Here is a 12,734-nt window from a genome sequence, read left to right on the forward strand (position 1 = left end):
AAATGAATCACGGCAAGCCGCCGGTTGAACCGGCCGGAACCGCAGCTGCGGGTTCCACCGTCCAGGGCGCTTTGTGGGGCGGCCGCTTTGCAGGCGGTCCCGCTGACGCCCTCGCGGCGCTGAGCAAGTCCACCCACTTCGACTGGCGGCTTGCCGGCTACGACATTGCCGGCTCCCGTGCGCACGCCCGCGTGCTGCACACAGCCGGCTTGCTCGACGACGAGGAGCTGGCGGGCATGCTCGCCGCCCTGGACGCGCTCGACGCCGATGTCCGCTCGGGTGCCTATGTCCCCGCCGATTCGGATGAGGACGTGCACGGTTCCCTGGAGCGCGGACTCATTGAGCGCGCCGGTCCTGCGCTGGGCGGCAAGCTCCGAGCCGGCCGGTCCCGCAACGACCAGATCGCCACGCTGGGACGGATGTACCTGCGCGACCACGCCCGCATTATCGCCACCGGTGTCCTGGCCACGGTCGATGCCCTCCTGGAGCAGGCCGAGAAGCACCTCGGTGTGGCCATGCCCGGCCGCACCCATCTGCAGCACGCCCAGCCCGTGCTGCTCAGCCACCACCTGCTGGCGCATGCCTGGGCTTTGCTGCGCGATGTGCAGCGTTTGATGGACTGGGATAAGCGGGCTGCGGTGTCACCCTACGGCTCCGGTGCCCTGGCCGGTTCTTCGCTCGGGCTGGATCCCAATGCAGTGGCTGCCGAGCTGGGCTTTGACTCAGCGGTCTGGAACTCCATTGACGGCACCGCCTCGCGTGACGTCTACGCGGAGTTCTCCTGGGTTGCCGCCATGATCGGCGTGGACCTGTCCCGGATCAGCGAGGAAATCATCATTTGGGCCACCAAGGAGTTCTCCTTCGTGACCTTGGACGATGCGTTCTCCACCGGGTCGTCCATCATGCCGCAGAAGAAGAACCCGGATGTGGCCGAGCTGGCCCGCGGCAAGGCCGGCCGCCTGATTGGTGACCTCACCGGCCTGCTGGCCACGCTGAAGGGACTGCCGCTGGCGTACAACCGTGACCTGCAGGAAGACAAGGAGCCGGTTTTCGACGCCGCCGACACGCTGGAGGTCCTGCTTCCGGCGGTCTCCGGCATGATCGCCACGCTCACGTTCAACACTGAGCGCATGCAGGCGCTGGCACCGCAGGGCTTCGCCCTGGCCACGGACATTGCTGAGTGGCTGGTTCGCCAGGGCGTTCCCTTCCGGGAAGCCCACGAGCTCTCCGGTGCTGCTGTACAGCTGGCCGAAAGCCGCGGCGTCGAACTGTGGGACCTGACCGACGAGGACTATGCCGGCATTTCGGAGCATCTGACCCCTGAAGTGCGGAACGTGCTGAGCACTGAAGGTTCGCTGAACAGCCGCAGCGCGCAGGGCGGCACGGCCCGGTCTGCCGTGGAAGCGCAGCTGACTGCGCTGAAGTCCGAGCTGGAGACAGCTCGCAGCTACGCTGTGTGACCCGGTCCGCTGCCTGAATACACGCAACCCTCGGAAAGGACCCCGGAGAGCTGATGCCTTTCCGGGGTCCTTTCGGCTTCTCTTAGGCTCCTTTTCATTTGGTTTCGAGGGCCGTGGGCGTGCCACATATCCAGCGGCTACCCTTAGGCCATGAGTGACTCCTTCCGGCTGATGCTGCGTGCCCTGCCCGATTTTCCGGAGGATCTGCCGGGCTTCGACCGCGCTGGCGCGCCTGCCGATCCAGCTGAGCTGTTCCGCTCCTGGCTGGAGGACGCCCTGGCCGCGGGCGTCCGCCAGCCCCATGCCTTTTCGCTGGCCACGGCCGACGCGGGCGGGAACCTGTCCTCACGGATGCTCATCCTGAAAGATCTCGACGACGACGGCTGGCACTTTGCCACCTCCCGAACCTCGCGGAAGGGCAGCGAGCTCGAGGCGAATCCCCGTGCGGCCATGAACTTCTACTGGTCCGAGCTGGGACGGCAAATCCGGGTGGCCGGCGCCGTTGTCCTGCTGTCCGATGCGGTCTCGGCACGGGACTGGGAGGAAAGGCCGGGAGCCGATGGTTCTGAGAACCCGCAGTGGCAGGTGTATGCGCTGCAACCGTCCGAGATCGAATTTTGGCAGGCAGACCCGGGCCGGCACCACATCCGCCACCGCTACCAGCTCTGATTTTGACTTTAGGTTCCACCTGTCCCATCGGCCACCGGCGGCACGCATCCACTGGGCCTGCGGCGGCACGCATCCACTGGGCCAGCGCCGCTGCGTGGCGAAATGCTCCGCCTCCCATAAGGTGGGTCAATGACTGGTTTTTCTAATGCTCCGGGTTCGTCTGTTCCCAAGTCCCCGGAACGTCCCCCCTCCTCCCAGCTGCTGTCCAATGTGGGGACTGCTGCAGCGGATTTTCGGAGCCGCGTCGCCTCTCTGACAGACGCCGATGTCCGTGCTCCCTCCCGGCTCCCGGGCTGGTCCCGCGGACATGTTCTGGCGCACGTGGCTGGTGTTGCCGATGCCATGGCACGCCAGCTGGACTATGCGGCCCGGGGCGAAACCATTGAGTTGTACAACGGCGGTTCTGACGGCCGCAACCGTGCCATCGAAGAGGGTTCCGTTCGTTCGGCAGACCGGCTTCGCGCAGAGCTGGACGCAGCATTGGATCGTGCCTTGTCGGCCTTCCGCGACCTCAGTGACGAGGACTGGCACGCACCCATTTCCTACCGTGACGGAGTCGTGCGGGACGGGGGACTGGCCCTGTGGCGGGAACTCGTGATCCATGCAACCGACTTGGGCACCGGCAGCGAAGCCGACAGCTGGTCACCGCTATTCTGCGAGCACCTGTTCGATTTCCTCTCCGCCCGCGTTCCTGCTGGAGTACGGGTGAGGCTGCAGCCCTTCGGCATGGCCCCGCGTGTGCTTACCGGAAATACCGGTACTCAAACCTTCGCCACAACCGGCAGCACCGTGTCAGTAAATGGTATGGCTACAGACATTGCCGCCTGGCTCGCCGGAAGAACCCCTAACCTGGGCAGCCTGCGGGCCGAGGCAGCCGCGGACGGTATCGACCTTCCCAAACTGCTGCCCTGGCCGTCAGGCATTCCCGCCAAATAGTCCCGGCCAGCAGCCGGTAACCAACAGCCGGTACAGGCGCGCGAAAGACGGGATCCAGCCTCAGGCATCAGCCGGGTTAGAACGGCGGTGGTGACTCCTCAACTTCTGGTTCGGAGTCCGAGTCAGCTGTCCGAGGCGCCCGAAGGTGTCCAAGCGTGAGTTCCGGCTGAGTCTGGTAACGACGTCCGAGAGGCGAGATCCACTCCAAGACCCCCGGCGAAACCTGCCGGGCCTTCCAATGGCCCAGGGTCTTGAGTCGGTGGTGTTTCTTGCAAAGGTTCGCCAAGTTCCAGTGTTCGGTCGGGCCGCCTTGTGCCCACGGTATGGCGTGGTCTATTTCGGTCCGGGCAGCACCGGTACTGCAGCCCGGGAAGCGGCAGGTTTGGTCCCTCGCCTGCAGCCATCTCCGCAGTCCGGACGGCACCTTTCGACGCCGCCCAACTCCCAGAATCTCGCCCGTCTGGGGGTCTTGGGCCAATCCGGTCCACCGGCATGCTGTGCGGGCGAGCCGCCGCGCTTCCTGCGCGCTGATCGATCCGTAGCCGGCAAGTTCGGCAGGGGCGTCGTCGACGCCAAACAGCGTTTCAGCGTTTATCAGGACCATGATCTCCGGGACCGAACCGGAAGGCAGGGGCGGAACATCGAACGGTTTGCCGGCTCCGACGTAGGGGACCTCCGTTGTGCCGGGTTCGTTGCCGAGTTCCCGGGTGTATGCGTTGTCTGGAGCCTCAATGTCCCGAGCCTCAATGTCCACAGCCTCATCGTCATCCGGAACGTCACTGTCCGGAGTCTGGGTGCTATGTGGCTTTCCAACCCAAGGTTCGGAAGTGTGCAGGAGCAGGGACGCAAGGATGTCGGTGCGCAGCTGGTCCAGGCACCGCGGATCGCCCAGCAACTGTTCGCCGCGTGCCGCTCCGGTCAGCGCACCGAAGATGCTCTGCCCTTTGTCGGCAGGAAGATATGCGGTGAGGTGTCCCATGCCATCGGGCTGCGGCTGGAACCAGACCCTCCGCTGCTCGAACGCTGTCTGATGACGGACCCGGATGGTTTCCGGGTAGCTCCTTTCCCGCAGGCGGCGTGCCTTTCGAACCAACTGGGCATTGGTCAGGCCCGGAGCCATCTTCAGAAGTTCCTGTTCCATGGCGCGTGCGGCACCGGCAGGAAAAACCTGTCCGGCCGTGGCACCGGGTGAACGGGAAATTCCGGCCGGCATTTCCTCCGCGATAAGTGAGCGCGTCTGATCCAGGATGGTGCGGGCCTGAGCGGGATTGATCTCCGCCTTTTCCAGCAAGGCCAAAGTCTCCGGGCAACGTTCGCACAACTCGTCGGACTCATCAACCAGGACCCTTGCTGTTCCTTCCGGGATCCCGAGCAGGGTGGCGATCTCAGTGGCCGCAAGAGTAAAGGCAAGGGCCGGATCCACCTTTCGCGCAACGGCGGGCCGCCCGCAAGCTGAATCCTCGGCGGCACGCTTCCTGTTGAACTGCTCAAGATCCTCAACCATCAGCTGATGCTGCCGATGTATGAGTCGAGCCCGCGCTGATGCTGTCCAGCCGTCCAAAACCCTCAGTCGTTGCAAGGCGGCGCCCGTCAATTCCTGGTTCAGGGAATCGGCGGAGCCCAGTACCAAGGAACCGGTGAGTCCCTTCGGCGTGCCCCACTCCGGATTCGGCGCGGAAGTACTGGCGCAAGCCTGCCCCGCAGAGAACTGCGCTTCCGAGAACTGCGCCGCCGAGAAAACCGAGCCCTCCTCCGCGACCTTCCAAAACTCCAACACCTCCGCGGACCAATCGGCATCCGGAAGCCATAGGGGATCGGGAGGAGGATCTATCCGGGAGCCGCACACCGTCGTCGTCTTCATGGCATAAGCCTGTCAGCCGCCACCGACCTTTTCGCCCGCTGAGGACCGCCGGCAAATCAGGTAATTTCTGCACGAAAGCCAGTACCCGTATCCGGTGGCTGAAGTGCGCGCAGAACCTTACGGATCCGCCCGGCCAAGGGCTACGCTGAACAAAACCCCATTCCGGCCGTACCCGGACAGGAGGACCCTGCCATGCCTGGACAGATCACTTCCGCCCCCGTTCCAGAAGGCCGAATCGAGAGGCTTTCCGACGGATACGCGGTGGCCTTCGACCGTCAGTTCGATTACCCCACGGCCCATATCTGGGACATTCTGACGAATCCGGAGAAGATTTCGCGCTGGCTCGGCCAGTTGAGCCCCGAGTGGCAATTAGGCAAGGAATACACGCTGGAGATGGACGGCGGATCCAGCTTCGGAACCGTGCTCCAGCTGGAACCGCGCTCGAGCCTTCAGATCACATGGGAGGACCAGCTGGGATCGGAGTCCGTGCTGGAATGGCAGGTCCTGGCAAGCAGCGGGGGAGCACTGCTGCTGTTCCGTTCCCGGACCGACACCCCGGATTTCCTCGCCGAGGGCAGTGCCGGGTGGCAAGGTATTTTGGCCGCTTTCGCTTCCGTTGCGGCAGGAGAGGAACCCGCCCGGGACAGCATGGAAACGTGGCTGGCTCTTCGGGATGCGTATGCGGAAGATTTCGACGTCTCGCCCACCATGGGGCTGGTCACCGGCTCGGGGTCCGACGCTGAACTGGTCTTTGACCGTTGGTACCGGGCCCCGGCGGAGGATGTGGAGGCCGCCGTTGATGCCGCCGGCCGCAGGCTCAGAGTTGGCGGGGAAGCGGAGCTGGAGATGACCAACGACGGCGAGGAAACCAGGGTCACCGTCCGCCAGCCCGTGACCGGAAGCCAGGACCAGACCGCTGCTTTGCTGGCTGGCTGGCACATGGCTTTAGACTCCGCACGCGACCAGCTCGACGGCGGCATGCCGCATCCGAATTCGCACCGCTTGGCAGCGTTGGAGCGGTTCTACCGGCCCATGGTTTAGTTTCGGAAGCTGCACGATTCCACGGGACGGCTCCGCAATTGTTACGGTCGAAGGATGGAAGACAAAAGCGAGAGGTCACGGCTTGCGGTGCCCGCAACGGAGGCCGCACGCCATCTGCTGGGATCAGTATTGACGCACGACGACGGCGGGGAACCGGTGAGTGTTCGCGTCACCGAAGTAGAGGCCTACATGGGGGACGTTGATCCCGGCTCCCACGCGTTCCGTGGCCGCACCGCCCGGAACAACACCATGTTCGGCCCGGCCGGCCATCTCTACGTCTACTTCACTTATGGAATGCACTACTGCGCCAACGTGGTGTGCGGCGAGGACGGCCATGCCACCGGGCTGCTGCTCCGGGCGGGTGAAATTGTCAGCGGAATTGAAACCGCCAGGATGCGCCGCAACAACCCGCGGACCGATCTGGATCTGGCCCGCGGCCCCGCTAGGCTGGCCCAGGCATTGGGAATCGACCGTGCTCTCGACGGCGCCGATGTCTTTGCCGCCCCGCTGCGTCTGGAACTGCCGGCGGAGCCCGTCCCGGCGGAAAAAGTGTCCGTCGGACCTCGGGTAGGTGTCAGCGGAGCCGGAGGTACGGACGAGTATCCCTGGCGGTACTGGCTGACCGGGGATCCAACAGTTTCCAAATACCGTCCGGCCCAGGCCAAGCGCCGGCCAGCCGGTGCAACGGCCCGTTAGCCGGAAATACCGGATAAACACACAGGCGGCGTCGGGGATGATCACTCCCGACGCCGCCTGCCGGCAGGACCCTCTATTCGCCGCCAGGCAGAGGCGCCTGTGCGGAGATCAGCTTATTTTCCAGCAGCTCGTCCCAGAAGGCGCCGGGAATCTGTGCCTTCATGGCCGCGATATCCTCAGCGACGCGCTCGGGCCGGCTGGAACCGGGGATGACCGCAGCCACAGCGGGGTGGGCCGTGGAGAACTGCAGCGCAGCTGCCTTCAGGCTCACGTCGTGCCGCCGGGCGATTGCCGTCAGCCGCGCGATCCGCTCCTTGACCGCCGGAGGAATCTCCGCGTAATCGAAGTAGTCCCCGCCCAGCAGGGCACCGGAGTTGAACGGACCGCCGACGACGATTCCCACACCCTTTTCCTGTGCAGCGGGCATCATGCGCTGCAGGGCACGCTCATGCTGCAGCAGGGTGTACTGCGTGGCGGAGAGGCTCATGGTCGGAGCCGCCACATCCATGTCCATGGCCAGCTCGATGGGCTCGGTCGTATTGACCCCCAAGCCCCAGCCGCTAATCACGCCCTCATCCTGCAGCCGGGCCAGAACGCGGAACGCACCGGTCCGGGCCTCATCGAACTTGGCCACCCATTCGTCGCCCAGGAAGTCCCGGGACGTGTCATGGATGAAGACAAAGTCCAGACGGTCGGTTTTCAGCCGCGCCAGGCTTTCCTCGATGGACCGCAGCGTGGCATCGGCCGTGTAATCCGTGGCGATTTTGTTGGAGCGCCCGTGTGTGAACAGGCCTGAGTCTTTCTCTTCCTCTTCGTCCAGGATCAGCCGCCCCACCTTGGTGCTGAGCGCATACTCATCACGGTTCTTTCCGGACAGAACCTCGCCCAGCCGGGATTCCGCCAGCCCGGCCCCGTAGAACGGAGCGGTATCGAAGTAACGGATACCTTCGTTCCAGGCGGCCTCAACGGTGGCAAGGGCCTCGTCCTGGGGAATGTCCCGGAACATGTTTCCCAGCGGAGCTGTCCCGAATCCGATTTTGTTCTTCAGCACTTCGTGCAGGCTAACCATGTGTTTTAATCCTCGCTGTTGATTCCGGGCCCTCTCCGAAGGACCCGCTCAAATGCGGCAACCGCCTCCCAATGGCCTTTATTCCGCCCCCTTCCGGCAACGCGCGCCGCCGAGACAAGTGCCACAGCGGGCCCTTCCAGCCAAGAGGACCCGCGTCGGAGCGGGTAAGGTGAACGGGTGAAAGAAACGCCTGCGGACGCCGCACAGAGTACTGAACCCATTGCTGACACCATCGAACGACTGGGCGCAGTTGTGCCGGATTATCCCAAGCCGGGCGTCGTCTTTCGTGACCTGACACCCGTCTTCGCTGACGGTCCTGCCTTCCGCGGCGTCGTGGACGCATTGCTGGCCGAGTATGAGGGCCGCTTCGATTACGTGGCCGGGGTTGAAGCGCGCGGCTTCCTCCTCGCAGCAGCCGCTGCCTATGCGGCTGACAAGGGCGTCATCACCATCCGCAAGCCAGGCAAGCTGCCGCGCCGAGTGTTCTCCGAGAGCTACTCGATGGAATACAGCGAGAACACGCTGGAAGTCCACCAGGACGACATCCCCGCCGGCTCCCGGGTGCTGATCATGGATGATGTGCTTGCCACCGGCGGCACCCTCAGCGCCACCGCCCGGCTCATCGAAAAGGCCGGCGGCACAGTGGCCGGATTCGGCGTCGTACTGGAACTGAAGGATCTCGGCGGCCGCGCCGCACTCGAGGGTTACCCCGTCCACGCTCTCCTGGGCTACTAGCCCTTTTTACGCTCTTCCATCCGGCGGAGTACCACCGCGGCTCCGGACGGAGGCGCACTTAGACCCATCCGGCAAGGGCCGGCGTCACTTAAATAGCTCAGTGCATGGAAAAAGTCCAAATGCACGCTAAACTTGTGGGTCTGCCTTTGCGAGAGGGAACGCGAACATGCCTGAAACGTCTTCTGCCCACCACGAGCTGGAACACGAGCGACACTACGTCGCCGGTTTGTACCAGCGACTCGATGAACTGCGTGAAGAAAAGCGCGAGCAGCTGGCCCAGGTGCGCCGCAGCCATTCTGCCGGTTCACATCAAAACCGCTCCGAGCGCGATGCCTTCGCCACCATGTATGAGGACCGCCTGGCGCAGCTGAATGCCGTGGATGACCGCCTGGTTTTCGGCCGTCTGGATCTTGACGACGGCGAGGAGCGGTACATCGGCCGGATCGGCCTCTCCACTGCTGACCTGCAACGGCTCATGGTGGACTGGAGGGCGCCGGAAGCCGGCACCTTTTATCAGGCCACCGCTTTTGAACGCCAGGGCGTCCGACGGCGGCGCCACCTGATCCTGAAGGGCCGGAACGTCCAGGCCATCGAAGACGATGTGCTGGACTACAGCATGCTCGAGGAAGAAGAAGCACTCCAGGGCGAAGGCGCCCTGCTGGCAGCCCTGAACTCCAAGCGCACCGGACAGATGTCTGACATTGTCGGCACCATCCAGGCCGAGCAGGACCGCATCATCCGGGCACCCCTCGCCGGCACACTCGTGGTGCAGGGTGGCCCGGGAACCGGAAAAACCGCCGTCGCGCTCCACCGTGCCGCGTACCTGCTGTACACGCACCGTGAACGGCTCAAGTCCGCCGGCGTGCTGCTGGTCGGCCCCTCCAACGCCTTCATCCGGTACATCGAACGCGTCCTTCCGTCGCTGGGTGAGACCGGCGTCGTCATGTCCAGCCTTGGACAGCTGATGCCCGGCATCGCCGCTGTCCCGGAAGAGGACGCGCAGGTCGCCGAGATCAAGGGCCGCATTTCGATGGCCGACGTGGTGGCCCGCGCCGTCGCGAACCGTCAGCGCCTGCCGCTGGAACCGCGGAAACTCAACGTGGAGGGAACCATCCTCCTGCTGACGCCCAAGATGGTCCAGCGCGCCCGCGACCGGGCACGCGCGACCGGCAAGCCGCACAACGAGGCCCGCGTGACCTTCGTGAAGATCCTCCTGCGCGAACTCACCGAGCAGTTGACCGAACAGCTGGAAGAGTCCTCCGGTGCAGGCAACAGCACTGACCGGGCCTACCTGGCCGAGGATGTCCGCAGCTCCCGGGACGTGCGCGTGGCGCTGAACCTGTGCTGGATGCCGATGACGCCTCAGAAGCTGCTGTCTGAACTGTTCAGCAAGCCCGGACACCTTGAAGGTGCGGCCCCCGATCTGAGCGCCGAAGAAATCGCACTGCTGCGCCGCAGCCCGGACGCACCCTGGACGGAAGCGGATGTTCCGCTGCTGGACGAGGCCGCCGAACTGCTGGGCGAGCTGGATGCTTCCGCCGGACGCGACCACGCCATGCGCGAAGAGCAGCGCAAGCGGGACCTGGCCAACGCCGAGCGCGCCATCGAGAATACGGAAGGGTTCCTGGAGGACTCCGGTGCCCACGGCATCCTGTCCGCCGAGGATCTGGCTGACCACAACACCGTGGGGGAGGCCCGCCTGACCGCGGCCGACCGCGCCGCCGTCGACCGCACCTGGGCCTTCGGGCACATTGTGGTGGATGAGGCGCAGGAGCTTTCCGCCATGCAGTGGCGCCTGCTGATGCGGCGCTGCCCGCTGAAGTCCTTCACCGTTGTGGGGGACATTGCCCAAACCAGCTCTGCTGCCGGTGCCACTTCCTGGCAGCAGGCGCTGACGCCGTTCGTGGGGGACCGCTGGACCCTCGAAGAGCTCACGGTGAACTACCGCACCCCCGCGCAGATTGCCGAAGCCGCCGTGCGCATGGCCAACGCGGCTGGTCTGGTGGTGTCCGCTCCCAAGGCGGTGCGCGAGGGACGCTGGGCGCCCTTCATCGACCGGGTTCCCGATGGCGGGCTGGTTGACCGCCTGATGGAGACTCTGCCGGAGGACCTGGAAGCGCTCGAGGGCGGACTCCTTGCAATTATCGCCGAGGAGCACCACCTCGAGGCCGTCCGCCGCGAAGTCGGGGCTGTTTACGGAAAGCGGCTGGGCACGGGTGCCGGCGGTTTGGAGCAGGACATTGTGGTCACCTCGCCACGGGAGGCGAAGGGACTGGAGTTCGACGGCGTCGTCATCCTGGAGCCCGAAGAGCTCCTGACCGCAGCGGCCGGGAAAGTCGGGGACCTGTATGTGGCGATGACCCGTCCGACGCAGCGCCTGCGTCTTATTGCGGCACGTCCGGTTCCCGCCGGAATTATTGATGACGAAGACTGATATTTTGGAAGACGTGACTACCGAAACCCCAGTGGGCCTGAGCGCCCAAAAGAATGATTCGACGTTCGAGAATGTTTGGCAGGAGCTGAAGTGGCGTGGACTGGTCCATGTCTCCACGGATGAGGCCGAACTTGAGAAACTGCTCGCCGGGGAATCGATCACCTATTATTGCGGCTTCGATCCGACGGCGCCGAGCCTGCACCTGGGAAACCTGGTGCAGCTGCTGACCATGCGCCGCCTGCAGCTGGCCGGTCACCGGCCGCTCGCCCTCGTGGGCGGCTCCACCGGCCTGGTGGGAGATCCGCGTCCGACGGCGGAACGCACCATGAACACCAAGGAAACCGTCTCGGAATGGGTCGGCTACCTGCAGGGACAGGTGCAGCGCTTCCTCAGCTTTGAGGGGGACAACGCCGCGCAGATGGTCAACAACCTTGACTGGACCGCGCCTATGAGTGCCATCGACTTCCTCCGTGACATCGGCAAGCACTTCCGGGTGGGCACCATGATCAAGAAGGAGATTGTCTCCTCGCGCCTGAATTCCGATGAGGGCATCTCCTACGCGGAGTTCAGCTACCAGGTGCTGCAGGGCATGGACTACCTCCAGCTCTTCCGCGACTACAACTGTGTGCTGGAAACCGGCGGCTCGGACCAGTGGGGCAACCTCACCTCCGGGACCGAACTGGTGCGCAAGGTCGAGGGCAAGAGTGTCCACGCCCTGGGCACTCCGCTGATTACCAACTCTGACGGCACCAAGTTCGGCAAGAGCGAGGGCAACGCCATCTGGTTGGACGGCACCATGACCAGCCCGTACGCGATGTACCAGTTCTGGCTGAACACTTCCGACGCCGACGTCGTTGACCGGCTCAAGGTCTTCACCTTCCTCTCCAAGGCGGAAATTGAGGAGCTGGCCCGCTCTGTGGCGGAGGAACCGCACAAGCGTGCGGCCCAGCGCCGGCTTGCTTACGACGTGACGTCGCTGATTCACGGCGCCGAAGCAACCGAGAAGGTTATTGCCGCTTCTGCCGCATTGTTTGGGCAGGGTGAAATCACCGAGCTGGATGAAGCAACCCTGACCGCGGCCACGGCGGAACTGCCGCGGGTAGTGGTGGACCGCAACAGCCTGGGGATTATCGATCTGCTCGTTGCCTCCGGCCTGTCAGCCAGCAACTCGGCCGCGCGCCGGACGGTTGCCGAAGGCGGAGCATATGTGAACAACCGCAAGGTCACGGACGCGGATGCCGTTATTGACGGGGATGAGCTGCTGCACGGCAAGTACCTGCTGCTGCGCCGCGGCAAGCGCACCCTGGCAACGGTGGAAGTTAGCGCAGGTTAGGGGAGCTCATCCTGCCGATCAGGTGGAGGCCGGCTTTCGGCTCCGCACGCCTTGGAAATCCAGGGGCGTGAGGAGGCCGGGGGCCGGCCTTTTCCCTTGCGTGCAGGGTGCCTGTCCGGGGTGCAGCAGATCACACGCTGCCGGCTTGCACCCATGCCGGAGGGTGTGTAAAGTTTAGTGAGTTGCCCCGGTGAGTGCCTGGCGAACATGGTCCGCTGGCAAGGCTCCCGGATCCGGCAACAGCCCAAAAACACAGCAGCGGATTTCATCCGAGTGCTTTGTGGCGGGTTCAAACGGTTGTTTCAGCTAATTACCGCGAATACCGCGGAATTGCTAAAACGGTCCGGATGAAATAGAATAAAGAAACACTGCAGCGAAGAGAAAAGAAAAACATTCTTTGTTTTTCCGAGTATTTCGGATGCATCTGTTGTTTGAGAACTCAATAGTGTGCCAAGTTTATTGATACCAATTATTTTAATTGGTTGAACTGGTTGTTTCCG

11 protein-coding genes are annotated in these 12,734 nt (G+C 64.1%); 8 read left to right on the forward strand and 3 right to left on the reverse strand.

Going from position 1 to position 12,734, the window contains the following annotated elements; all coding sequences use genetic code 11:
- Nucleotides 1-2: 2 nt before the first annotated feature.
- The 3 genes from argH to CXQ89_RS15575 all read left to right on the forward strand — a co-directional run bounded on the left by argH (nucleotide 3) and on the right by CXQ89_RS15575 (nucleotide 3,065).
- A complete protein-coding gene (gene argH / locus CXQ89_RS15565) occupies nucleotides 3-1,460 on the forward strand; it encodes an argininosuccinate lyase (protein ID WP_104161883.1) in 1,458 nt (485 codons plus the stop codon).
- Nucleotides 1,461-1,610: 150 nt separating this feature from the next.
- Nucleotides 1,611-2,129, forward strand: a complete 519-nt coding sequence (locus tag CXQ89_RS15570) for a pyridoxal 5'-phosphate synthase (protein WP_104161884.1) — start codon at nucleotides 1,611-1,613, stop codon at nucleotides 2,127-2,129.
- A gap of 129 nt (nucleotides 2,130-2,258) precedes the next feature.
- Nucleotides 2,259-3,065 (forward strand): maleylpyruvate isomerase family mycothiol-dependent enzyme, encoded by an 807-nt coding sequence (locus CXQ89_RS15575; protein WP_104161885.1) that lies wholly within the window; start codon nucleotides 2,259-2,261, stop codon nucleotides 3,063-3,065.
- 76 nt (nucleotides 3,066-3,141) lie between these two features.
- On the opposite strand, the gene CXQ89_RS15580 is transcribed toward CXQ89_RS15575, so the two are convergent.
- A complete protein-coding gene (locus tag CXQ89_RS15580) occupies nucleotides 3,142-4,569 on the reverse strand; it encodes an HNH endonuclease signature motif containing protein (protein ID WP_181032391.1) in 1,428 nt (475 codons plus the stop codon).
- Nucleotides 4,570-5,118: 549 nt separating this feature from the next.
- Between CXQ89_RS15580 and CXQ89_RS15585 the strand changes: the two genes are divergently transcribed.
- Nucleotides 5,119-5,967, forward strand: a complete 849-nt coding sequence (locus tag CXQ89_RS15585; RefSeq protein ID WP_104055449.1) for an SRPBCC domain-containing protein — start codon at nucleotides 5,119-5,121, stop codon at nucleotides 5,965-5,967.
- A gap of 54 nt (nucleotides 5,968-6,021) precedes the next feature.
- A complete protein-coding gene (locus CXQ89_RS15590; protein WP_104161887.1) occupies nucleotides 6,022-6,663 on the forward strand; it encodes a DNA-3-methyladenine glycosylase in 642 nt (213 codons plus the stop codon).
- Nucleotides 6,664-6,736: 73 nt separating this feature from the next.
- Here CXQ89_RS15590 and CXQ89_RS15595 read toward each other — a convergent pair whose 3' ends face one another.
- The gene (locus CXQ89_RS15595; RefSeq protein WP_104161888.1) at nucleotides 6,737-7,732 is read right to left on the reverse strand and encodes an aldo/keto reductase; all 996 of its coding nucleotides are present in this window, start codon (nucleotides 7,730-7,732) and stop codon (nucleotides 6,737-6,739) included.
- Between the two features lie 177 nt (nucleotides 7,733-7,909).
- On the opposite strand from CXQ89_RS15595, the gene CXQ89_RS15600 reads away from it, so the two are divergent.
- The 3 genes from CXQ89_RS15600 (at nucleotide 7,910) to tyrS (ending at nucleotide 12,234) form a co-directional block, all read left to right on the forward strand.
- Nucleotides 7,910-8,467 (forward strand): adenine phosphoribosyltransferase, encoded by a 558-nt coding sequence (locus tag CXQ89_RS15600; RefSeq protein ID WP_181032392.1) that lies wholly within the window; start codon nucleotides 7,910-7,912, stop codon nucleotides 8,465-8,467.
- Between the two features lie 166 nt (nucleotides 8,468-8,633).
- Entirely contained in the window at nucleotides 8,634-10,901 is a 2,268-nt protein-coding gene (locus tag CXQ89_RS15605) for a UvrD-helicase domain-containing protein (protein WP_104161889.1), read from the forward strand.
- Between the two features lie 13 nt (nucleotides 10,902-10,914).
- Nucleotides 10,915-12,234, forward strand: coding sequence for a tyrosine--tRNA ligase (tyrS, locus tag CXQ89_RS15610; protein ID WP_258060133.1), 1,320 nt, complete (start codon nucleotides 10,915-10,917; stop codon nucleotides 12,232-12,234).
- A 302-nt stretch (nucleotides 12,235-12,536) separates the two neighbouring features.
- Here tyrS and CXQ89_RS18655 read toward each other — a convergent pair.
- Nucleotides 12,537-12,734 (reverse strand): hypothetical protein (locus CXQ89_RS18655; RefSeq protein ID WP_219815621.1); only part of this gene is annotated, 198 nt, incomplete at its 5' end.

The sequence above is a fragment of the Arthrobacter sp. ZGTC212 genome (assembly GCF_002929255.1).
In the GTDB taxonomy this organism is placed as follows: domain Bacteria; phylum Actinomycetota; class Actinomycetes; order Actinomycetales; family Micrococcaceae; genus Arthrobacter_B; species Arthrobacter_B sunyaminii.